Origin of the sequence: Staphylococcus argensis (assembly GCF_002902305.1) — a bacterium.
GTDB lineage: Bacteria > Bacillota > Bacilli > Staphylococcales > Staphylococcaceae > Staphylococcus > Staphylococcus argensis.
Genome location: NZ_PPPX01000001.1, coordinates 12,864 through 37,011 on the forward strand (window position 1 = coordinate 12,864; position 24,148 = coordinate 37,011).

A 24,148-nucleotide genomic window follows, 5' to 3' on the forward strand; every position below is an offset into this window, starting at 1 on the left:
GTTGTTTCACATGAAACCTTAACTATTTGCGTATGGCACAAGTTGGCGAACGCGTGAAATTACGTGTGTGAGCGAGGAGCAACAAGTTGCAGATGTTGATGCGTTGCGTTAGAGATTTGAAAAGAAATATCTGAGCCTAGGGGTTATCATTACAGCATATTAAGTGCTACAATAATTATCGAATGTCTACTTTGTCTACAAAATAGACGCATGCTTTCTTAAACGAATAATCAACGACAATGAAATATGGAAATAGAAATTGTGAATCTTAGTTAGAAAGCATTTAAATCTGGGATGAATTTAAAATGTATTTATTTTTTCAATGTTATGCCTCTCGCTTGCTTATGGGACCACACTCAACTAATTCCTCTCGCTCTACGAGCTCTAGGAATGGATTTTCGTTGTGGTCTAGTTCCATCAAGCGTCTCGAGCCCACATTGAAAATTCACTAATTATTTATTTTAATAATGATATTCTATGACACAATACGCTATTTTCTATGTATATCCCGGATTCAATTGAGTGTTATTAAAAATCTTTTACAGGAGTGAATGGAATGAGTAATCGCGTAAGAGTAAGATACGCACCAAGTCCAACAGGTTACTTGCATATCGGTAATGCGAGAACTGCATTATTCAACTATTTGTTTGCCCGCCACTATGATGGTGATTTCGTGATTCGTATTGAAGATACGGACAGCAAACGTAATTTAGAAGATGGTGAATCATCTCAATTCGACAATTTAAAATGGTTAGGCATCGATTGGGACGAATCTGTAGATAAAGACAAAGGTTACGGGCCTTATCGCCAATCTGAACGTGCTGAAATCTACAATCCGCTTATCCAACAATTGTTAGATGAAGATAAAGCGTACAAATGTTACATGACTGAAGAAGAGTTAGAAGAAGAACGTCAAGCGCAAATCGCACGTGGCGAAATGCCTCGTTACGGTGGCCAACATGCGCATTTAACTGAAGAACAAAGACAACAGTTTGAAGCGGAAGGACGTCAACCTTCTATCCGTTTCCGTGTGCCGAAAGACCGTACTTTCAAATTCACAGATATGGTTAAAGGCGACATCGAATTTGATTCTAATAACATTGGTGACTGGGTGATCGTGAAGAAAGATGGCGTGCCAACGTACAACTTTGCGGTAGCAATTGACGATCACTACATGGAAATTTCAGATGTTATTCGCGGTGACGACCACATTTCTAACACACCTAAACAATTAATGATTTACGATACTTTCGGTTGGGAACCACCACGTTTCGGTCACATGTCCCTCATCGTTAACGAAGAACGCAAGAAATTGAGTAAACGTGATGGCCAAATCTTGCAATTTATCGAACAATATCGTGATTTAGGTTACTTACCTGAAGCATTATTCAACTTCATCACATTATTAGGTTGGTCTCCTGAAGGCGAGGAAGAGATTTTCTCTAAAGATGAGTTTATTAAAATCTTTGATGAAAAACGCTTATCTAAATCACCTGCATTCTTCGATAAACAGAAATTAGCTTGGGTAAACAACCAATACATGAAACAGAAAGACACTGAAACAGTCTTTGAATTGGCTTTACCTCACCTTATCAAAGCGAACTTACTTCCTGAACAACCTTCAGAAGAAGATCTTGATTGGGGTCGCAAACTCGTAGCGCTTTACCAAAAAGAAATGAGTTACGCAGGCGAAATCGTACCATTGTCTGAAATGTTCTTCCGTGACGAGCAAGAGTTAGGCGAAGAAGAACAAGAAGTAGTCAATGGTGAACAAGTTCCTGAATTGATGAGTCATTTATATGGTAAATTAGAAGAACTTGAACCGTTTGAAGCGGCTGACATTAAGAAATCCATCAAAGCTGTTCAGAAAAAGACAGGTATCAAAGGTAAACAACTCTTTATGCCAATTCGTGTTGCGGTAACAGGTCAAATGCATGGACCAGAGTTACCAAATACGATGGAAGTATTGGGCAAAGATAAAGTGTTGAATCGCTTAAAAGCTTATTTATAAGACGTGATGCGACGACAGTAAGGTTTAACTTTTAGCGAGTTAAAAAAGCTTTAAGAAGACAGATTATTCTTCTTGAAATTAAGGGCTAAATTACCTATGATTGTACTAAAGCTAGCAAATGTTTAAATAGATAAGACGATGTAAGAAAGCGCATCGAATTTGCTAGATGACTTAAACAAGATATCAGCATCATTGAGCGTTTAACGTGCAGAGGCCAAGTACGCAAGTTAAGCAATATCAACCGAGTGTCCAGAGAGTATGCGGTTGCTGTGAGCATATCACTCGAACTTGACGGAATGCACCTCTGTGAATGAAACTAAATACCATTGAAGAGAGAAATTGTGAGTGAGCCTGGGACATTAACAGTAATTGGCGTTTGAGATAGACGAAAGTCACACTTGAAATGACTTCTAGTTATGTCCAGACTCGGAGTAGCTCACATTTAAAAAGAGTGGAACCGTGCATAGCACCTCTAACATGTTTGTTAGGGGTGCTTTTCTTACAAGGGGAGGAATTTGACGTGTTTAAAGTTATAAAGAGAATGAGAGACGACGTGAAAATGGTTTTCGAACAAGACCCGGCTGCACGAACAACTTTTGAAGTAGTGATGTCTTATCCGGGGCTTCATGCAGTATGGAGTCATTTGGTTGCGCATTGGTTTTACAAAAAAGAGAAGTATGTTACAGCGCGCTTAATTTCACAGATTTCACGTTTCTTTACAGGGATTGAAATCCACCCAGGCGCTCAAATCGGTCGACGCTTGTTTATCGACCATGGTATGGGTGTGATTATTGGTGAAACTTGCCGCATCGGTGACAACGTGACAATTTATCAAGGTGTCACGCTCGGTGGTACTGGTAAAGAGAAGGGGAAACGTCACCCTGACATCGGTGACAACGTGCTTATTGCTGCAGGGGCTAAGGTATTAGGTAATATTAAAGTCGATTCCAATGTGAATATTGGTGCGAATTCTGTCGTACTTCGTCCCGTACCAAGTTACTCTACAGTAGTAGGTATTCCGGGTCATGTAGTCAAACAAGATGGCCGTCGTATCGGTAAGACATTTGATCATCGCAACTTGCCTGACCCTATCTATGAACAACTTAAGCAGTTAGAAAAGCAACTCGAGAAAACTAAAAATGGAGAGATACAAGATGATTACATTATATAATACGCTGACACGCCAGAAAGAGACATTCAAACCGATTGAACCAGGGAAAGTGAAGATGTACGTGTGTGGTCCGACCGTTTATAACTATATTCATATCGGAAATGCACGTCCGGCAATTAACTATGACGTGGTTCGCCGTTATTTTGAATATCGTGGCTACGAAGTGGAGTATGTTTCAAACTTTACAGACGTAGACGATAAATTGATCAAACGTTCACATGAACTCAACGAACCTGTTCCGGTGATTGCGGATCGTTTCATCGATGCCTTTTATGAAGATATCGGGGCTTTAAATGTTAAAAAAGCAACTTCTAACCCACGTGTCATGAATCACATGGACGATATCATTGAATTTATCCAACAACTCGTCGATGAAGGTTATGCTTACGAAAGCGACGGAGATGTGTATTTTAGAACACGTAAATTTAAAGATTACGGTAAGTTAAGCCATCAATCTATCGATGACTTGAAAGTCGGTGCGCGTATTGAGTCGGGTGAAGCGAAAGAAGATGCCTTAGACTTCACTTTATGGAAAGAAGCGAAACCAGGCGAAATCAGCTGGGATAGTCCGTTCGGCAAAGGTCGTCCAGGCTGGCATATTGAGTGCTCTGTAATGGCTTATCATGAGCTAGGCGCAACGATAGATATTCACGCAGGGGGCACAGATTTACAATTCCCTCATCATGAGAACGAAATCGCTCAATCTGAAGCGCATAACCATGCGCCATTCGCTAATTATTGGATGCATAATGGTTTCATCAATATCAACAACGAGAAGATGAGTAAGTCTTTAGGCAACTTCGTACTCGTACATGACATCATCAAAGAGATTGATCCAGATGTGCTCCGTTTCTTCATGATTAGCGTGCATTATCGCAGCCCTATTAACTATGACTTAGATCTTGTAGATGCGGCACGTAAAGGCTTAGAGCGTATTCGTAACAGTTATCAAGCACTTGAAGAGCGTGCAGAATTGACGACGAACGTGGAAGATCAAGAACATTACTTAACTGAAATCGATGCAATTTTAAACAATTTCGAAACGGTAATGGACGACGACTTTAACACTGCCAACGCAATTACAGCTTGGTATGACTTGGCGAAATTAGCGAATAAATATCTACTTGAACAAACGACGTCTACACGTGTGATTGCACGTCTCATGGAGGTTAACGAAATATTTAGTGATGTGTTAGGCGTACCGTTAAAAGGCAAAGAGTCAGAGGCACTGCTTGATGCAGATATCGAAGCGTTGATTGAAGAACGTGAAGAAGCACGTAAGGCTAAAAACTTTGCGCGCGCAGACGAGATTCGCGATGAATTGAAAGCACAGAATATTATTCTTGAAGACACACCTCAAGGCGTACGTTACAAACGAGGTAAATAATGAAGACTAAGCTACTCAATCCACTAACACTTGCGTATCTCGGTGATGCCGTACTCGATCAGCATGTGCGTACGTATATCGTACTGAAATTACAAAGTAAGCCACATCGTTTACACCAAGTAGCGAAGCGCTATGTTTCAGCTAAGAGCCAAGCGCAAACGTTAGATTATTTAATGGAAGAAGATTATCTTACTGAAGAAGAGCAAGATATTATGCGTAGAGGCCGCAATGCTAAAAGTCATACGAAAGCTAAGAATACAGATATTCAAACCTACCGTAAGAGTTCCGGGTTGGAAGCAGTACTCGGCTACCTCTATTTAGAGAAAGAAGAAGTACGACTCTCATCATTGCTTGACCACATTATAGACATCGTTAATGAAAGGAAGTGACGAGGTGGAAGAGATAGTCATTGTAGGTCGTCATGCCGTTAAAGAAGCAATCACTTCAGGCCATGCGATAAATAAAATATTGGTACAAGATAGTGCAAAGAAACAACAATTAAATGACATTTTAAAAAAAGCAAAATCTCATAAATTAGTAGTACAGCAAGTTCCTAAATCTAAATTAGACCAACTTGCCGATGCACCTCATCAAGGCGTCGCTGCAATTATGGTACCGTACGAGTATACAGCGCTTGATGATTTCTTAGCGCAACAAGACGCACGAGACGATTTATCCACTGTGCTGATACTCGATGGCTTAGAGGATCCACATAACTTAGGATCCATATTGAGAACAGCAGATGCGAGTGGTGTCGATGGAATCATCATCCCGAAACGACGCTCTGTCTCGTTGACTCAAACCGTAGCTAAAGCCTCAACAGGAGCCATTCAACACGTGCCCGTTATACGCGTGACAAACTTGGCCCAAACGATTGAGGTGTTGAAAGACCAAGGTTATTGGGTGGTTGGTACTGAAGCGGATAATGCTACAGATTACCGACAAATGGACGCCAACATGTCGCTTGCGATAGTGATTGGCAGTGAAGGACAAGGGATGAGTCGATTAGTGAAAGACAAGTGCGACTTCTATATCAAGATTCCGATGGTAGGTCACGTCAATAGCTTAAATGCGTCAGTAGCTGCAAGTTTAATGATGTATGAGGTCTACCGTAAACGTCACGATATCGGAGCGGACTCATGAAAGATCGCTACCTCATTATCGACGGCTACAACATGATTGGTTATTCGAAAGAGTTGAGTCGCTTAGCAAAGGAGAATCTTGAAGAAGCGCGAGAACAATTGTTGATTGCCATTGCGAATTACAATGCAGTCGTCGCGGATGAGATTGTCTGTGTGTTCGATGCTTACGAGCAAGCAGGTGTGGAGAATGAGCACATCTATCATGGCGTGAAGACCGTGTTTACTAAAGAGAAAGAAACGGCTGATAGCTTCATTGAACGTTACGTGTATGACTTGTACGATAAACATACGCGCCATATTACAGTAGTAACGAGCGATATGAGTGAGCAACATGCGATATTCGGTGCAGGTGCTTACCGTATATCCTCGAGAGAGATGTGGCGCAATCTGAAAGAGAACGAGATAGAGGTGTCTAAATCGCTCAAAGGCTATAGTGAAGAGAAGCCACGTACGCGTATTCACCTCTCAAATGAAATTCTTGAAGAATTTGAGAAAATCAGACGTGGACACCATGGAAATGACTGATTTTGTGGGATTGATTTTTTAAAAGGGAATCGGCTATCATAGCTTTACTTTAACGAAAGGAAAGAGGCTATGACCGTAAGAAAGATTCCCCTTAAGACTTCCACAACTGCTACCCCACTAACATACAGAGAACGACAGCAATTTGAATTCTATTACCCGCGTCTTCACGAAATCGTCCATGCGCAACTTCGGTGTTATCGCATGCCTCAAGCGGACAAAGAGGACTTGTACCAAGAAACGATGCTCAAGTTATTGAGGGTTATTACGCACTTTGAATTTAAAGATCGACAGCCCCTCGATCACTATGTGAGAAAGGTAGTTAAGTCGGTAAAGAATGATTATCTACGCTACACTCTTAAATGCGAAATGAGACAAGAGAGTTTAATCAATGACCGACGTGCTGAATATCAAGAGGTGGCGACTCAAGATCCTGTCGTGACCTTTATGACTGCCAAATCAGAGCGAGAAATTCTTGCCCAACACATCGAAACCTTAAGTCGCATCGAACGCGCTGTGATTTACTTCATAATTCAAGGCTTTGAGATTAAAGAAATAGCAAAGTTACTCAATAAAGATCATAAAGCAATTTACAATGCGATTCATCGTGCTAAGGTGAAGTTGAGAGAGGCCCTTTTAACTACAGAAAGTGAAGTTTGAATTTATGAGTATAGAGAAAGTTTCTGCCACTTAGGATAGATGTTTGAGGTTGGTAAAAGTAGTGATGTTAGTCTGTTATAATAGGGCGTAGGAAGTTGTATAAGCCTTCTCTACAAGATGGATGAAGTTTGACAATTTCAATATTTCTTAGGTATAGTATACTGGTATTATAATGAGCAAGGTGAGATTATTGAATAAAGTTCCACTCAGTTGTGAAGTATGTGGTTCAAGAAACTACAATGTGCATAAGACGAGCGATCAAAAGACGCGTTTGCAGTTGAAGAAATTCTGTCCTCGATGTAATGCACATACGCTTCACAAAGAATCAAAGTGATGTTAAAGCGTGTTGTATACGAAAGATAAAGAAACGATATAGAACATGAGTGATGGAGATTCTAAAGATGCGGAAGTAATCTCCGAGATGTGAGTCAATGTAACTACGCGATAATATAGTGGATATGGAGGTTTCGTTATGGCTAAAAAAGAGAATTTCTTCCAAGGCGTTAAGTCTGAAATGGAAAAAACGAGTTGGCCAACGAAAGAAGAATTGTTTAAGTACACTGTCATCGTTGTTTCAACAGTAGTATTCTTCTTAGTGTTCTTCTTTGTATTAGATATTGGAATTAAACAAGTAATAGAGTTAATTAAATAGTTAGGAGTGACGACATGTCTGAAGAAGTTGGCGCAAAGCGTTGGTATGCAGTACATACTTATTCTGGTTATGAGAATAAAGTAAAGAAAAATTTAGAAAAACGTGTTGAATCGATGAATATGACAGAACAAATATTTAGAGTTGTCATACCTGAAGAAGAGGAGACACAAATCAAAGACGGTAAAGCGAAGACACAAACGAAGAAGACATTCCCAGGTTATGTACTTGTTGAACTTATCATGACGGATCGCTCATGGTACGTTGTGAGAAATACACCTGGTGTAACTGGCTTCGTCGGTTCTGCTGGTGCAGGTTCTAAGCCTAATCCGTTATTACCAGAAGAAGCGCGTTTCATCTTGAAACAAATGGGCATGAACGAGAAGACGATCGATGTCGAAGTTGAAGTCGGCGAACAAGTTCGCATCACTTCAGGTCCATTTGCGAACCAATTAGGTGAAGTTGAAGAGGTTGAAGCGGACAAGTTTAAACTGACTGTGCTTGTAGACATGTTCGGAAGAGAGACGCCAGTTGAAGTCGAATTTGATCAAATTGAGAAGTTATAATATTTAAAGAGAACACATCAACACTAAATGACTATTGATTTTTATTTAGTGTTGATGTTATAATACTGTGGTCGCGCTTTTAGAGCGCTACATTTCGTCACGAAATGTATAGAGTGGGAGGGCAAAACTCAGTCCTATGACCACATCACGATATCAAGGAGGTGCACATCGTGGCTAAAAAAGTAGAAAAAGTAGTTAAATTACAAATTCCTGCAGGTAAAGCAAACCCAGCACCACCAGTTGGTCCAGCATTAGGTCAAGCAGGTGTGAACATCATGGGATTCTGTAAGGAATTCAACGCACGTACGCAAGAGGACGCAGGATTAATTATTCCGGTAGAAATTACAGTGTATGAAGACCGTTCATTCACATTCGTAACTAAGACACCACCTGCGCCAGTACTACTTAAAAAAGCAGCTGGAATTGAAAAAGGTTCAGGCGAACCTAACAAAAACAAAGTTGCTACAGTAACTAAAGATCAAGTACGCGAAATTGCTAACACTAAAATGCAAGACTTAAATGCAGCTAGTGAAGAAGCAGCTATGCGTATCGTTGAAGGTACTGCCCGTAGTATGGGTATCGTAGTAGAATAATTATTGAAATGAAATTGACATGAAGATAGAAGCAGATGGCAGCTATCAGAAGAACACTATGCTTATTTGAAGGTATAGCGAAAGACACTAACCCGATACAATCACTTAGGTTAGCGCATAAGAACATAGCTTGTCGTCTGCTCTCAGATGTTTAAGAAGAAACACTGAACATCATCCGTTAGGCATGACCCTATATACGAAAGTTGTTCTTCTAGCGAACAACAACGAAACACACGTCATCCTAACTAGAATGTGACAATCAACTCACGATAGATTGATTGCTCATTCTCAAATGTGGGAGGAAATTCCGCTAAAACCACTAAAGGAGGAAAACGAAATGGCTAAAAAGAGTAAAAAGTATCAAGAAGTAGCTGAAAAAGTAGATCGCCAAAAGCACTACAGTGTTGAAGAAGCGATTGAATTAGCTAAAGAAACGAATATTGCTAACTTCGATGCATCAGTAGAAGTAGCGTTCCGTTTAGGTATTGATACACGTAAGAACGACCAACAAATCCGTGGCGCTGTTGTGCTTCCAAACGGTACTGGTAAATCTCAACGTGTATTAGTATTCGCGAAAGGTGACAAAGCAACAGAAGCTGAAGAAGCAGGAGCAGATTTCGTAGGTGAATCTGAATACGTAAGCAAGATCCAACAAGGTTGGTTCGACTTCGACGTAGTTGTTGCTACACCTGACATGATGGGCGAAGTTGGTAAACTAGGTCGCGTATTAGGACCTAAAGGCTTAATGCCAAACCCTAAAACAGGTACAGTAACTATGGATGTTAAAAAAGCCGTAGAAGAAATCAAAGCAGGTAAGGTTGAATACCGTGCTGAAAAAGCAGGTATCGTACATGCATCAATCGGTAAAGCATCATTCGACACTGATAAATTAGTTGAGAACTTTAGAACTTTACAAGATGTGTTAACTAAAGCGAAACCATCTTCTTCTAAAGGTACTTACTTCAAATCAGTAAACGTTACAACAACTATGGGCCCTGGTATCAAAGTTGATACTTCAAGCTTCAAACTATAATTATAAATTGTCACAACAGGCTAAAGTTTCCGCGCTTAGCCTGTTGTTTTTACGCTAAACACTTTTTTATGGAAATAGTTATTGACAAAGTATATACGAACCGTTATATTGGTTAATGTGATTATTTTACCTAAGACAGTAGGAGTTAGAAATAACTTAAAATTTATCCTACCGAGGCTAAAATTGACTTGAACGTGATTAATGAAAGTTTCAAGCACTTTTTGCCGTGGGTAGAAAGTGCTTTTTTTATTGAGTTCACTACATAACTCAAGATAAAAAAGCACCAAAACTTTTAAAAATGGAGGTGTCTAAATGTCTGCAATTATTGAAGCTAAAAAACAACATGTAACTGAGATTGCTGAACAATTGGAAAACTCAGTTTCAACTGTCTTCATCAACTACCGTGGATTAACTGTTGCAGAAGTAACTGAATTACGTAACCAATTACGTGAAGCAGGTGTTGAGTACAAAGTTTACAAAAACACTATGTTACGCCGTGCAGCAGAACAAGCTGGTATCGATGGTTTAGACGAATTCTTAGTAGGACCAACTGCTGTAGCGACATCAACTGAAGATGTTGTTGCACCAGCGAAAGTTATCGCAGGTTTCGCTAAAGAACACGACGCTATCGAAATTAAGACAGGTATCATGGATGGAAGCTTAATCTCAGCAGATGAAGTTAAAACTGTTGGTTCTTTACCATCTCACGACGGTCTTGTATCTATGCTTCTTTCAGTATTACAAGCACCAGTACGCAACTTCGCTTATGCAGTTAAAGCTGTGGGTGAATCTCGCGAAGAAGAAGGAGAAAGCGCTGAATAATAGCGTTTCAAGCATAAACGTTTCAATTTAATCTAAGACGAAGAGACATATATCTTTTCGTGAAAAACTTTTAAAAATGGAGGAATAAAATAATGGCTAATCAAGAACAAATCATTGAAGCAATTAAAGAAATGTCAGTATTAGAATTAAACGATTTAGTTAAAGCAATTGAAGAAGAATTTGGTGTAACTGCAGCAGCTCCAGTAGCAGCTGGCGGTGCAGCAGGTGGCGGCGACGCTGCAGAAGAAAAAACAGAATTTGATGTTGAATTAACTTCTGCTGGTTCTTCTAAGATCAAAGTTGTTAAAGCTGTTAAAGAAGCAACTGGCTTAGGATTAAAAGACGCTAAAGAATTAGTAGACGGCGCTCCTAAAGTAATCAAAGAAGCTTTACCTAAAGAAGAAGCTGAAAAACTTAAAGAACAATTAGAAGAAGTAGGTGCTTCAGTAGAATTAAAATAATTCTGCTGCCCTTACGTCTTCGAAATCTCCTAAGAGATTTTAAATACGTCTTAACAGAATTCGCAGAGTGCAGGCAAGGAATGCTTGCAAGCTGAGTAGTTCTACTCAATCTGAAACAAGAATATTTCTAGTCTGACACTTTGAGAAATGAAAACCCCGTTATTGAGATAACGGGGTTTTGTATTATTAGTAAACACTTGAGAAAGTACTAAAAGAGGTGCAACCATGAGCCATTATTATGATGAACGTCCTGATGTGAAGAGCGACATCACTCATTTTACCTATACTTATAAACACTACAGTCTAAAGCTAGCAACGGATTCTGGCGTCTTCTCGAAAGGGAAGATCGATTTCGGATCAGATCTGCTCGTCCGCACGTTTTTGAAAGATCATACACCTGGTCCGACGAAACGTATCGTAGATGTGGGGTGTGGCTATGGACCTATCGGGTTGATGTTTGCACAAGTCGCGCCACATGATTTAGTCACGCTCGTCGATGTGAATCAGCGTGCGCTTGAACTCACGAAGAAGAATGCACAGGCTAACCAACTTGATAACGTAACCATACATTATAGTGATGGGCTTGCAGATATTGCTGATGAAAGCCAAGACTATGTCGTGACGAATCCGCCTATCCGTGCAGGTAAGTCGGTGGTCCATCGCATTCTCGAAGATGCGTTTCGTACGCTAGTGACAGATGGGGCATTATTTGTCGTGATTCAGAAGAAACAAGGAATGGCATCCGCTAAGAAGAAGATGGAAGCTGTATTTGGCAACGTCGAAGTACTTGACAAAAGCAAGGGTTATTATATATTAAAGAGCTCAAAAGGTTGATTTAGACGCCTTGTTCTGATATAGTTATAGAATGTTAAAATTTATGTTCAATAAGTGTGTACTTTTACGTATAAAATAACAAAGTAAATTGCTAATAGGTTCAACAGAAAATGGTGTCATCAGAAATGCTACCGTTTTCTTTTTGTCTAATCATGTTAGCAAAGATATTGAACGTGGACACACAATTTTTGAGGGGTGAATCTGTTTGGCAGGTCAATTTGTCCAATATGGAAGACATCGTAAACGTAGAAACTACGCAAGAATATCAGAGGTACTCGAACTACCTAACTTAATCGAAATCCAAACGAAATCTTATGATTGGTTCTTACAAGAAGGGTTACTTGAAATGTTCCGCGACATTTCACCAATCGAAGACTTTACAGGTAATCTATCTCTCGAATTCGTAGATTATCGTCTTGGAGAACCTAAATACAATTTAGAAGAATCTAAGAACCGTGATGCAACATATGCCGCACCTCTTCGTGTTAAAGTGCGCTTGATTATCAAAGAAACAGGCGAAGTGAAAGAGCAAGAAGTCTTCATGGGTGACTTCCCATTAATGACAGATACAGGTACGTTTATCATCAACGGTGCTGAACGTGTTATCGTATCTCAACTTGTTCGTTCACCATCTGTTTACTTTAATGAGAAGATTGATAAGAATGGACGCACAAACTACGATGCGACAATCATTCCTAACCGTGGTGCTTGGTTAGAGTATGAAACAGACGCGAAAGATGTCGTATACGTGCGTATCGACAGAACGAGAAAGCTTCCATTGACAGTACTATTACGTGCTATTGGTTTCTCATCCGACCAAGAAATTATCGATTTACTTGGCGATAGTGAATACTTACGTAACACTTTAGAGAAAGATGGTACTGAGAACACAGACCAAGCGTTACTCGAAATTTATGAACGTTTACGCCCAGGTGAACCACCTACAGTTGAAAATGCTAAGAGTCTTCTTTACTCACGTTTCTTCGATCCGAAACGTTATGACTTAGCAAGCGTAGGACGTTATAAAGCTAACAAGAAATTACATTTAAAACACCGTTTATTTAATCAAAAATTAGCAGAACCTATCGTAGATACTGAATCTGGCGAAATCGTAGCAGAAGAAGGCACTGTCGTAGATCGTCGTAAATTAGAAGAAATTATGGACGTTCTTGAATCTAACGCGAACAGTGAAGTTTACGATTTAGAAGATAGTATCGTAGATGAACCAGTAGAAATTCAATCTATCAAAGTCTACGTACCTAATGACGAAGAAGGTCGTACTACAACATTGATCGGTAATGCGTTCCCTGATGCAGAAGTGAAATGCATTACACCAGCTGACATCATTTCATCAATGTCATACTTCTTCAACTTATTAAATGGTATTGGTTTCACTGACGATATCGACCACTTAGGTAACCGTCGTCTACGTTCAGTAGGTGAATTACTACAGAACCAATTCCGTATCGGTTTATCAAGAATGGAACGTGTTGTACGTGAAAGAATGTCAATCCAAGATACAGATTCAATCACTCCACAACAACTCATCAACATTCGTCCAGTGATTGCATCTATCAAAGAATTCTTTGGTAGCTCTCAATTATCACAATTCATGGACCAAGCCAACCCATTAGCTGAGTTGACGCATAAACGTCGTCTTTCTGCTTTAGGACCTGGTGGTTTAACTCGTGAACGTGCACAAATGGAAGTACGTGACGTACACTATTCTCACTATGGTCGTATGTGTCCAATCGAGACACCAGAGGGACCAAACATCGGTTTGATCAACTCATTATCCAGCTATGCACGTGTGAATGAGTTTGGTTTCATTGAAACACCATACCGTAAAGTAGATATTGAAAAGAATGCGATTACTGATCAAATCGACTACCTTACTGCTGATGAAGAAGATAGCTATGTAGTGGCACAAGCGAACTCACGTACAGACGAAGAAGGTCGCTTCTTAGACGATGAAGTTGTTTGTCGTTTCCGCGGTAACAACACTGTTATGGCGAAAGAAAAAATGGACTACATGGACGTATCTCCTAAACAAGTTGTTTCAGCAGCTACAGCATGTATCCCATTCTTAGAGAACGACGACTCTAACCGTGCATTAATGGGTGCGAACATGCAACGTCAAGCGGTACCATTGATGAACCCTGAATCACCATTTGTTGGTACAGGTATGGAACACGTTGCTGCGCGTGACTCTGGTGCTGCAGTTATCGCAAGACACAGAGGTCGTGTAGAACATGTTGAATCTAACCAAGTTCTTGTTCGTCGTTTAATCGAAGAAGACGGTCAAGAATACGAAGGCGAAGTAGACCGCTATCCATTAGCGAAATTTAAACGTTCAAACTCAGGTACTTGTTATAACCAACGTCCAATTATCTCTACTGGAGATATCGTAGACAAAGGTGAAATCTTAGCTGACGGTCCATCTATGGAACTCGGTGAAATGGCGCTTGGACGTAACGTCGTTGTAGGTTTCATGACTTGGGACGGTTATAACTACGAGGACGCCGTAATCATGAGTGAACGTTTAGTTAAAGATGACGTTTACACTTCTATCCACATTGAGGAATATGAATCTGAAGCACGCGATACGAAACTCGGACCCGAAGAGATCACTCGTGACATTCCAAACGTTTCAGAGAATGCACTTAAGAATCTCGACGAACGCGGTATCGTTTATGTTGGTGCAGAAGTTAAAGACGGAGATATCTTAGTAGGTAAAGTAACGCCTAAAGGTGTGACTGAACTTACTGCCGAAGAGCGTTTATTACACGCTATCTTTGGTGAGAAAGCACGTGAAGTTCGCGATACTTCATTACGTGTACCACACGGTGCAGGCGGTATCGTGTTAGATGTTAAAGTCTTTAACCGCGAAGAAGGAGATGACACATTATCTCCAGGTGTTAACCAACTCGTACGTGTTTATATCGTTCAGAAACGTAAGATTCACGTAGGTGACAAGATGTGTGGTCGTCACGGTAACAAAGGTGTTATTTCTAAGATTGTTCCTGAAGAAGATATGCCTTACTTACCTGATGGTCGTCCTATTGACATCATGTTAAACCCACTCGGTGTACCATCACGTATGAATATCGGACAAGTATTAGAGCTGCACTTAGGTATGGCTGCTAAGAACTTAGGTATTCACGTTGCTTCACCAGTATTTGATGGTGCGAACGACGATGACGTATGGTCAACAATCGAAGAAGCAGGTATGGCACGTGACGGTAAGACAGTGCTTTACGACGGTCGTACAGGTGAACCGTTCGACAACCGTATCTCTGTCGGGGTTATGTACATGCTTAAACTTGCTCACATGGTAGACGACAAACTCCATGCTCGTTCTACTGGACCTTACTCACTCGTTACGCAACAACCACTCGGTGGTAAAGCTCAATTCGGTGGTCAACGCTTTGGTGAAATGGAGGTATGGGCACTTGAAGCATACGGTGCTGCTTATACACTCCAAGAAATCTTAACTTACAAATCAGATGACACAGTAGGCCGTGTTAAAACGTACGAGTCTATTGTAAAAGGTGAGAACATCACTAAACCAAGCGTTCCTGAATCATTCCGCGTATTGATGAAAGAATTACAAAGTTTAGGTCTTGATGTTAAGATTATGGATGAACAGAATAATGAAATCGACATGCATGACAACGAAGATGAAGAAGTTGCTGAACGCAAAGTCGATTTACAACAAAAATCTGCTCCAGAATCTCAAAAACCTGATTAATTGTCACTTAAATAAGTTAAAGCAAGCTTCATTAACTAACCCATTTACGTTAGAGATGGCAAGACTGATGTAACTCCATCACTTGCTGCTCTAACGCATAAGGTTAGAAATGTATGCTCCGAGATAAATGAGGAATCAATCAATTTGCACAGCTAATCTATATTGAAGGAGGTAGGCTCCTTGATTGATGTAAATAATTTCCATTACATGAAAATAGGACTTGCTTCACCTGAAAAGATTCGTTCTTGGTCATTCGGTGAAGTCAAAAAGCCAGAAACAATTAACTATCGTACTTTAAAACCAGAAAAAGATGGTCTATTCTGTGAGCGAATCTTCGGACCTACGAAAGACTGGGAATGTAGTTGTGGTAAGTACAAACGTGTACGCTACAAAGGTATGGTATGTGACCGCTGTGGTGTAGAAGTAACGAAATCTAAAGTTCGTCGTGAAAGAATGGGTCACATTGAACTTGCAGCACCTGTATCACATATTTGGTACTTCAAAGGTATCCCAAGTCGCATGGGTCTATTATTAGATATGTCTCCACGTGCGCTTGAAGAAGTCATCTACTTTGCTTCTTACGTGGTAGTAGATCCAGGCCCAACTGGTTTAGAGAAGAAATCATTGCTCTCTGAGGCGGAGTACAGAGAATACTACGATAAATATCCAGGTCAATTCGTTGCGAAGATGGGTGCTGAAGGTATCCAAGATCTTCTTGACGAAATTGATTTAGACGGTGAACTTAAAGCGTTACGTGACGAGTTAGAATCAGCTACAGGTCAACGTTTAACTCGTGCGATCAAACGTCTTGAAGTCGTTGAATCATTCAGAAACTCAGGTAATAATCCTGCATGGATGATCTTAGATGTGCTTCCAATTATCCCACCTGAAATTCGTCCAATGGTTCAATTAGATGGTGGTCGTTTCGCAACAAGTGACTTGAACGATTTATATCGTCGTGTCATCAACCGTAACAACCGTTTGAAACGCCTATTAGACTTAGGTGCGCCTGGCATTATCGTTCAGAACGAGAAACGTATGTTACAAGAAGCTGTCGACGCGCTCATCGATAATGGTCGTCGTGGTCGTCCAGTAACTGGTCCAGGTAACCGTCCATTGAAATCACTTTCTCATATGCTTAAAGGTAAGCAAGGACGTTTCCGTCAGAACTTGCTCGGTAAACGTGTAGACTACTCAGGTCGTTCTGTTATCGCAGTAGGACCAAGTCTTAAGATGTATCAATGTGGTCTACCGAAAGAAATGGCGCTTGAACTCTTCAAACCATTCGTGATGAAAGAGCTTGTTCAACGCGAAATCGCAACAAATATTAAAAATGCTAAAAGTAAAATTGAACGCATGGATGATGAAGTATGGGATGTACTTGAAGACGTTATCAAAGAACACCCAGTGCTCTTAAACCGTGCGCCAACATTACACAGACTAGGTATCCAAGCGTTCGAACCTACATTAGTTGAAGGTCGTGCGATCCGTCTTCACCCACTCGCAACTACAGCTTATAACGCTGACTTCGACGGTGACCAAATGGCGGTTCACGTTCCATTATCTAAAGAAGCACAAGCCGAAGCACGTATGCTCATGCTTGCTGCTCAGAACATCCTAAACCCTAAAGATGGTAAACCAGTTGTTACACCATCTCAAGACATGGTATTAGGTAACTATTACATTACGTTAGAACGTAAAGAAGCAGTGAATACAGGTCAAATCTTTAATGACGCTAATGAAGTACTTAAAGCTTATGCTAACGGTTATGTACATCTACATTCACGTATCGGTGTACACGCTAGCTCATTCAACAACCCAACATTCACTGAAGAACAGAATAGAAAGATCTTAACTACAACAGTAGGTAAGATTATCTTTAACGAAATCATTCCAGATTCATTTGCCTACATTAACGAACCAAGTCAAGAGAACCTCGAAGTACGTACACCAGATAAATACTTCGTAGATCCAGCTCAACTTGGCGAAGGCGGATTGAAAGAATACTTCGATGATAAAGAACTCGTTGAACCATTCAACAAGAGCTTCTTAGGTAACATCATCGCTGAAGTCTTCAATCGTTTCAGCATCACAGATACTTCTATGATGCTTGACCGTATGAAAGACCTCGGTTTCAAATTCTCTTCTAAAGCAGGTATTACTGTCGGTGTATCTGACATCGTGGTACTTCCTGACAAACAAGTGATCTTAGACGAAAGTGAAGCATTAGTTGAACGTGTGACTAAGCAATACAACCGTGGTTTAATTACTGAAGATGAACGTTATAACGCCGTAGTCGAAATTTGGACAAATGCCAAAGACAAGATCCAAGGCGAATTGATGCAATCACTTGAAAAAACAAACCCTATCTTCATGATGAGTGATTCTGGTGCCCGTGGTAACGCATCTAACTTCACTCAGCTTGCAGGTATGCGTGGTCTGATGGCAGCACCATCTGGTAAGATCATCGAATTACCTATCACGTCATCATTCCGTGAAGGTTTAACCGTATTAGAATACTTCATTTCTACACACGGTGCGCGTAAAGGTCTTGCCGATACAGCGCTTAAGACTGCCGACTCAGGTTACCTCACTCGTCGTCTCGTTGACGTTGCTCAAGACGTTATCGTGCGCGAAGAAGATTGTGGTACTGACCGTGGTCTCCTCGTTTCAGATATCAAAGAAGGTACTGAAATGATTGAACCATTCGTTGAACGTATTGAAGGACGTTATTCTAAAGAAACAGTTCGTCATCCAGAAACGGATGAAATCTTAGTTCACCCTGACGAACTCATCACTTCTGATTTAGCTAAGAAGATTGTTGATGCAGGTATCACTGAAATGTACATCCGCTCAGCATTCACTTGTAATACACGCCACGGTGTATGTGAACGTTGTTATGGTAAAAACCTTGCAACAGGTGAAAAAGTTGAAGTCGGAGAAGCAGTGGGTACAATCGCTGCACAATCCATCGGTGAACCAGGTACACAGCTTACAATGCGTACATTCCACACTGGTGGGGTAGCAGGTAGTGACATCACTCAAGGTTTACCTCGTATCCAAGAGATCTTCGAAGCGCGTAATCCTAAAGGTCAAGCTGTGATTACAGAAATCGAAGGTGTCGTTGAAGAAATTAAACTTGCGAAAGACCGTCAACAAGAAATCGTGATCAAAGGTGCTAACGAAACAAGAAGCTATCTCGCTTCAGGTACTTCAAGATTGAAAGTTGAAGAAGGTCAAGAAGTAGCTCGTGGTGAAGTATTAACAGAAGGTTCTATCGAGCCTAAACACTACCTCTCCGTAGCAGGTCTTAACGCTACTGAAAGCTACTTACTTAAAGAAGTTCAAAAAGTTTATCGTATGCAAGGTGTTGAAATCGACGACAAACACGTTGAAGTTATGGTACGTCAAATGTTACGTAAAGTTCGTATTATCGAAGCAGGTGACACAGGATTATTACCAGGCTCACTTGTCGACATTCACAACTTTACTGACGCAAACCGTGCAGCATTCCAAGAACGTAAACGTCCAGCAACAGCTAAACCAGTACTTCTCGGTATTACGAAAGCATCTCTTGAAACTGAAAGCTTCTTATCAGCAGCTTCATTCCAAGAAACAACTCGTGTACTTACAGATGCGGCAATCAAAGGTAAACGTGATAACTTACTCGGCTTGAAAGAGAACGTTATCATCGGTAAATTGATTCCAGCTGGTACAGGTATGAGACGTTACAGTGACGTTCATTACGATAAGACTTTATCTGAAGCTGACATGACAAGTGAAGATGTTCAATTCACTGAATAAGATATAAGACAAAGCAGCAGCCCGTAGATGGGTTGCTGCTTTTTTACATTCAAGAAGATTTGCGTATATATGAGAAAAGCGAAAGGCCTCAATTTCGAACCTTTCGCTTTCATCACTTTTAATACTATTTAATTTCTGTCAGTAAATCGTTCACATTATGGATGATAAATGTAGGATTTTGACTCATCAATTCACGAGAAGAGTGTGAGCCCCAAGTTACGGCACAAGAAGCAATATCTGCAGCTTTAGCCATTTGAATGTCAAAGATAGCATCGCCGATATAAATTGTTTTCATCTTATTCAACTGATGTGCACGAGCGATATAGTTCACACCTTCTGGATCAGGCTTATAATTATCCACCTTGTCTGAACCTACTACTTCTGTGAAATAGTCTTTAATACCTAATATCGTTAAGTTTCGATCAATCACTTCGCTATGTTTACTAGATACCATAAACATTTTAATACCTTGATTACGTAATTTGATTAAGATCTCTTCGATGCCTGGGAATAGCGTCAAATATTTATTTTCCACATTTTTGTATTCTGCTCTGAAATCTTCTATGAGTTGAGAGAGTGCTTCTTCACTTAATTGTTGTTCGCTCATTTCTGGAAAGCTTTTTTCGATAGGAATACCCATGTAGTGTTGAATCGTCGTCTTACTAGGAATGTTGAGGTTATGCTTCTTAAAAGCATGTTGCGTAGCGATAACACCGCATTGACTTGAGTCAGCGATCGTTCCGTCGAAGTCGAAAATGTAGTTTTTATACATGATGATTAAATCTCCTTTTGCTGTTTGAATTAGTGTAACACAAACGTCTGTATTTGAGACCACTCATTTTAGGATATAAGAAAAGGAATTTGAGTAGTAGAAAATCGCTATAGGTGGTTTAATTTCGCAAACGTATTTGATAACATAAATGGAGTATGAGACAACGTAGCAACAAAGCCAATATAATTCACTAATTGTATTGACGGGACATCTAACTCATGTTATTATTGTTAAGGTTGATGCAAGCAGAACTTTGGAGGATATGTAAATGTCTAATGAAAAAGTTGCACGTTTTAACAAACAACGCTATGTTGTTGGTCTGAAACAAACGCTTAAAGCTTTGGACAAAGACCAAGTTACATCATTGATTATTGCGAAAGACGTCGAAGTTTATTTGTTGACGGACGTGTTGAACAGAATCAATCATAAAGCGATACCTATTGATTATTTCGAAAGCAAGCACGCTTTAGGATCAGAGGTAGGTATCAATGTAGATGCTACAGTCGTAGCGCTACTGAAGTGAATTAGTAAGCTGAGTCTTACTAAATTTTCTTTAACTCAAAAAATGAACCACCTGGATGTGTGGGATTATAAAACAAGAGAGGAGGACACATTCAATGCCAACTATTAACCAATTGGTGCGCAAACCAAGAAAAAGCAAATCTAAAGTATCAGATTCACCAGCATTGAATAAAGGTTTCAACAGTAAAAAGAAAAGATTTACTGACTTAAACTCACCACAAAAACGTGGCGTTTGTACTCGTGTTGGTACTATGACACCTAAAAAACCAAACTCCGCGTTACGTAAATATACACGTGTGCGTTTATCTAACAATATCGAAGTTAACGCATACATCCCTGGTATCGGCCACAACTTACAAGAACACAGTGTTGTACTTGTACGTGGTGGACGTGTAAAAGACTTACCTGGTGTGCGTTACCATATCGTTCGTGGTGCACTTGATACTTCAGGTGTTGATGGACGTAGACAAGGACGTTCATTATACGGAACTAAGAAACCTAAAGACGAAAAGAAAAAATAAGTTTAAGATTGCGTAAATCGTGATTATAAAAATGAAATTACGACTATACTAGGAAGGGAGGATTCTCAATATGCCTCGTAAAGGTTCAGTACCAAAAAGAGACGTGTTACCAGATCCAATTCATAATTCTAAATTAGTTACTAAATTAATTAACAAAATTATGTTAGATGGTAAACGCGGTACAGCACAAAAAATCTTATACTCTGCATTCGAAACAGTACAAGAACGTACTGGTCGTGATGCAATGGAAGTATTCGAAGAAGCTATCGACAATATCATGCCTGTATTAGAAGTTAAAGCTCGCCGTGTAGGTGGCTCTAACTACCAAGTACCAGTAGAAGTTCGCCCTGAGCGTCGTACTACATTAGGTTTACGTTGGTTAGTCAACTACGCTCGTCTTCGTGGTGAGAAAACGATGGAAGAGCGTTTAGCTAACGAAATCTTAGATGCTGCTAACAACACAGGTGGCGCTGTTAAGAAACGTGAAGACGTTCATAAGATGGCTGAAGCCAACAAAGCATTTGCTCATTATCGTTGGTAAGATAGTTAAATTGACCCTGAGCGACAGTTGCGAATACCACAAGTATATTCCTTCTTGTGCTTAGGGCATCGCCATATGGATAGTATTTATTCACAGTAATACTGGAAGGAGAAAAATACATGGCTAGAGATTTTAGTTTAAAAAAGACTCGTAATATCGGTATCATGGCCCACATCGATGCTGGTAAAACAACTGCGACTGAACGTATTCTTTACTATACTGGCCGTATCCACAAAATTGGTGAAACACACGAAGGTGCTTCACAAATGGACTGGATGGAACAAGAGCAAGACCGTGGTATTACAATCACATCAGCTGCCACTACTGCTCAATGGAATGACCACCGTGTAAACATCATCGACACACCAGGACACGTAGACTTCACAGTAGAAGTTGAACGTTCATTACGTGTGTTAGACGGTGCGGTTACAGTACTTGACGCTCAATCAGGTGTAGAACCTCAAACAGAAACAGTTTGGCGTCAGGCTACAACTTATAGCGTTCCTCGTATCGTGTTCGTAAACAAAATGGACAAATTAGGTGCAAACTTTGAATACTCAGTAAGCACTATCCATGATCGTTTACAAGCTAACGCTGCGCCAATTCAATTACCAATTGGTTCAGAAGACGATTTCGAAGCAATCATCGACTTAGTTAAGATGAAATGCTACAAATACAACAATGACTTAGGTACAGATGTTGAAGAAATCGACATCCCTGAAGATCATAAAGAAAGAGCTGAAGAAGCTCGTACTACATTAATCGAAGCTGTTGCAGAAGTCAGCGACGAATTAATGGAAAAATATCTTGGTGACGAAGAAATCTCAATCGACGAATTGAAAGAAGCAATTCGTTACGCAACAAACGAAGTAGAATTCTACCCAGTTCTTTGTGGTTCAGCGTTCAAGAACAAAGGTGTTCAACTTATGCTTGACGCTGTTATCGATTACCTACCATCACCATTAGATGTTAAACCAATCGTTGGTCACCGTGCTGAAGAACCAGACGAAGAAGTGGTTTGTAAAGCAGATGACGATGCAGAATTCGCTGCATTAGCATTCAAAGTTATGAGTGACCCTTACGTTGGTAAATTAACATTCTTCCGTGTGTACTCAGGTACACTCGACGCTGGTTCTTACGTGAAGAACTCTAGTAAGAACAAACGTGAACGTGTAGGTCGTTTACTTCAAATGCATGCGAACCACCGTGAAGAGTTAAACACAGTTTACTCTGGTGACATCGCTGCAGCTGTAGGTCTTAAAGAAACTGGTACAGGTGACACTTTATGTGGCGAGAAGAATGACATTATCTTAGAATCAATGGAATTCCCAGAGCCAGTTATTCACTTATCAGTTGAACCTAAATCTAAAGCTGACCAAGACAAGATGACTCAAGCTTTAGTTAAATTACAAGAAGAAGACCCAACATTCCGTGCGCATACTGACGACGAAACTGGACAAGTTATCATCGGCGGTATGGGTGAGTTACACTTAGACATCTTAGTTGACCGTATGAAGAAAGAATTTAACGTTGAATGTAACGTAGGTGCGCCAATGGTTTCATACCGTGAAACATTCAAGACACAAGCGTCAGTTCAAGGTAAATTCGCGCGTCAATCTGGTGGTCGTGGTCAATACGGTGACGTTCAAATCGAATTCACACCAAACGAAACTGGTGCAGGTTTCGAATTCGAAAACGCTATCGTTGGTGGTGTAGTTCCACGTGAATACATTCCATCAGTTGAACAAGGTCTTCAAGATGCTATGGAAAATGGTGTCTTAGCTGGATACCCATTAATCGACGTTAAAGCGAAATTATTCGATGGTTCATACCACGATGTCGACTCATCTGAAATGGCCTTCAAGATCGCTGCGTCATTAGCGCTTAAAGAAGCTGCTAAAAAATGTGATCCGGTTATCTTAGAACCAATGATGAAAGTTACAATCGAAATGCCAGAAGAATACATGGGCGACATCATGGGTGATGTTACAGCTCGTCGTGGCCGTGTAGATGGTATGGAACCACGCGGTAACGCACAAGTTGTTAACGCATTCGTACCACTTTCTGAAATGTTCGGTTATGCAACTTCATTACGTTCTAACACTCAAGGTCGCGGTACTTACACTATGTACTTCGATCACTATGCAGAAGTACCTAAATCAATCGCTGATGAAATCATTAAGAAAAACAGTGGTTCTGCAGAATAATAACTGAATACAACTGAATAAAGTCATATTTATTCCTAATTGTATTCGTTAGGCAGAGCAAAGTTTTATGCATTGATTTTTTGGTTAAAATGCATTATAAATGAACTGTATAGGTTTGTTTAAACTATGTTAGAAACAACAGTGAACTAGGAGGACTATCTTATGATAGTTTCTTCCTA

General features: G+C 40.2%; 22 protein-coding genes and 1 other annotated feature. Of the genes, 21 read left to right on the top strand and 1 reads right to left on the bottom strand.

Going from position 1 to position 24,148, the window contains the following annotated elements; translation table 11 throughout:
• Positions 1-556: 556 nt before the first annotated feature.
• The 17 genes from gltX to rpoC all read left to right on the top strand — a co-directional run bounded on the left by gltX (position 557) and on the right by rpoC (position 19,406).
• Complete coding sequence (gene gltX / locus CD039_RS00055) at positions 557-2,011, top strand: glutamate--tRNA ligase (protein ID WP_103370630.1); 1,455 nt, start codon at positions 557-559, stop codon at positions 2,009-2,011.
• Positions 2,012-2,552: 541 nt separating this feature from the next.
• Positions 2,553-3,182, top strand: a complete 630-nt coding sequence (gene cysE / locus CD039_RS00060; RefSeq protein WP_049408674.1) for a serine O-acetyltransferase — start codon at positions 2,553-2,555, stop codon at positions 3,180-3,182.
• The gene (cysS, locus tag CD039_RS00065; RefSeq protein ID WP_103370631.1) at positions 3,166-4,569 is read left to right on the top strand and encodes a cysteine--tRNA ligase; all 1,404 of its coding nucleotides are present in this window, start codon (positions 3,166-3,168) and stop codon (positions 4,567-4,569) included. Before cysE ends, cysS begins: the two co-directional genes overlap by 17 nt.
• Positions 4,569-4,958 (top strand): Mini-ribonuclease 3, encoded by a 390-nt coding sequence (locus CD039_RS00070; RefSeq protein ID WP_103370632.1) that lies wholly within the window; start codon positions 4,569-4,571, stop codon positions 4,956-4,958. The genes cysS and CD039_RS00070 overlap by 1 nt, the downstream gene beginning before the upstream one ends.
• Before the next feature lie 4 nt (positions 4,959-4,962).
• Positions 4,963-5,712 (top strand): 23S rRNA (guanosine(2251)-2'-O)-methyltransferase RlmB, encoded by a 750-nt coding sequence (gene rlmB / locus CD039_RS00075; RefSeq protein WP_167386210.1) that lies wholly within the window; start codon positions 4,963-4,965, stop codon positions 5,710-5,712.
• A complete protein-coding gene (locus CD039_RS00080) occupies positions 5,709-6,236 on the top strand; it encodes an NYN domain-containing protein (RefSeq protein ID WP_049408646.1) in 528 nt (175 codons plus the stop codon). Before rlmB ends, CD039_RS00080 begins: the two co-directional genes overlap by 4 nt.
• Positions 6,237-6,305: 69 nt before the next feature.
• A complete protein-coding gene (locus CD039_RS00085; protein WP_103370634.1) occupies positions 6,306-6,893 on the top strand; it encodes an RNA polymerase sigma factor in 588 nt (195 codons plus the stop codon).
• Positions 6,894-7,083: 190 nt separating this feature from the next.
• A complete protein-coding gene (rpmG, locus tag CD039_RS00090) occupies positions 7,084-7,227 on the top strand; it encodes a 50S ribosomal protein L33 (RefSeq protein ID WP_103370635.1) in 144 nt (47 codons plus the stop codon).
• Positions 7,228-7,365: 138 nt separating this feature from the next.
• The gene (gene secE / locus CD039_RS00095; RefSeq protein ID WP_002471485.1) at positions 7,366-7,545 is read left to right on the top strand and encodes a preprotein translocase subunit SecE; all 180 of its coding nucleotides are present in this window, start codon (positions 7,366-7,368) and stop codon (positions 7,543-7,545) included.
• Positions 7,546-7,559: 14 nt separating this feature from the next.
• Positions 7,560-8,108, top strand: coding sequence for a transcription termination/antitermination protein NusG (gene nusG, locus CD039_RS00100; RefSeq protein WP_049408642.1), 549 nt, complete (start codon positions 7,560-7,562; stop codon positions 8,106-8,108).
• A gap of 170 nt (positions 8,109-8,278) precedes the next feature.
• The gene (rplK, locus tag CD039_RS00105) at positions 8,279-8,701 is read left to right on the top strand and encodes a 50S ribosomal protein L11 (RefSeq protein WP_002471514.1); all 423 of its coding nucleotides are present in this window, start codon (positions 8,279-8,281) and stop codon (positions 8,699-8,701) included.
• A 337-nt stretch (positions 8,702-9,038) separates the two neighbouring features.
• Positions 9,039-9,734: a 50S ribosomal protein L1 gene (gene rplA / locus CD039_RS00110; protein ID WP_002471498.1), complete on the top strand. Its 696-nt coding sequence runs from the start codon at positions 9,039-9,041 to the stop codon at positions 9,732-9,734.
• A 111-nt stretch (positions 9,735-9,845) separates the two neighbouring features.
• Positions 9,846-9,990, top strand: a sequence feature (ribosomal protein L10 leader region).
• Between the two features lie 56 nt (positions 9,991-10,046).
• Positions 10,047-10,556, top strand: coding sequence for a 50S ribosomal protein L10 (rplJ, locus tag CD039_RS00115; protein ID WP_103370636.1), 510 nt, complete (start codon positions 10,047-10,049; stop codon positions 10,554-10,556).
• Positions 10,557-10,648: 92 nt separating this feature from the next.
• Positions 10,649-11,017 carry a 50S ribosomal protein L7/L12 gene (gene rplL / locus CD039_RS00120; protein WP_002471479.1) on the top strand — a complete coding sequence of 123 codons (369 nt, stop codon included), beginning with the start codon at positions 10,649-10,651 and terminating at the stop codon, positions 11,015-11,017.
• A 225-nt stretch (positions 11,018-11,242) separates the two neighbouring features.
• Entirely contained in the window at positions 11,243-11,851 is a 609-nt protein-coding gene (locus CD039_RS00125) for a class I SAM-dependent methyltransferase (protein WP_103370637.1), read from the top strand.
• A gap of 205 nt (positions 11,852-12,056) precedes the next feature.
• A complete protein-coding gene (rpoB, locus tag CD039_RS00130) occupies positions 12,057-15,602 on the top strand; it encodes a DNA-directed RNA polymerase subunit beta (protein WP_103370638.1) in 3,546 nt (1,181 codons plus the stop codon).
• A 207-nt stretch (positions 15,603-15,809) separates the two neighbouring features.
• The gene (gene rpoC / locus CD039_RS00135; protein ID WP_167386231.1) at positions 15,810-19,406 is read left to right on the top strand and encodes a DNA-directed RNA polymerase subunit beta'; all 3,597 of its coding nucleotides are present in this window, start codon (positions 15,810-15,812) and stop codon (positions 19,404-19,406) included.
• Positions 19,407-19,530: 124 nt separating this feature from the next.
• On the opposite strand, the gene CD039_RS00140 is transcribed toward rpoC, so the two are convergent.
• On the bottom strand, positions 19,531-20,178 hold the full coding sequence (locus tag CD039_RS00140; RefSeq protein ID WP_103370640.1) for an HAD family hydrolase: 648 nt from the start codon (positions 20,176-20,178) through the stop codon (positions 19,531-19,533).
• Positions 20,179-20,446: 268 nt separating this feature from the next.
• Here CD039_RS00140 and CD039_RS00145 point away from each other — a divergent pair, with 268 nt between their 5' ends.
• The 4 genes from CD039_RS00145 (at position 20,447) to fusA (ending at position 23,969) form a co-directional block, all read left to right on the top strand.
• Positions 20,447-20,701 carry a ribosomal L7Ae/L30e/S12e/Gadd45 family protein gene (locus CD039_RS00145; protein ID WP_103370641.1) on the top strand — a complete coding sequence of 85 codons (255 nt, stop codon included), beginning with the start codon at positions 20,447-20,449 and terminating at the stop codon, positions 20,699-20,701.
• Positions 20,702-20,795: 94 nt separating this feature from the next.
• A complete protein-coding gene (rpsL, locus tag CD039_RS00150) occupies positions 20,796-21,221 on the top strand; it encodes a 30S ribosomal protein S12 (RefSeq protein WP_103370642.1) in 426 nt (141 codons plus the stop codon).
• A 70-nt stretch (positions 21,222-21,291) separates the two neighbouring features.
• On the top strand, positions 21,292-21,762 hold the full coding sequence (gene rpsG, locus CD039_RS00155) for a 30S ribosomal protein S7 (protein WP_002471487.1): 471 nt from the start codon (positions 21,292-21,294) through the stop codon (positions 21,760-21,762).
• Positions 21,763-21,881: 119 nt separating this feature from the next.
• Positions 21,882-23,969 carry an elongation factor G gene (gene fusA / locus CD039_RS00160; RefSeq protein ID WP_103370643.1) on the top strand — a complete coding sequence of 696 codons (2,088 nt, stop codon included), beginning with the start codon at positions 21,882-21,884 and terminating at the stop codon, positions 23,967-23,969.
• The last annotated feature ends 179 nt before the right edge of the window (positions 23,970-24,148 follow it).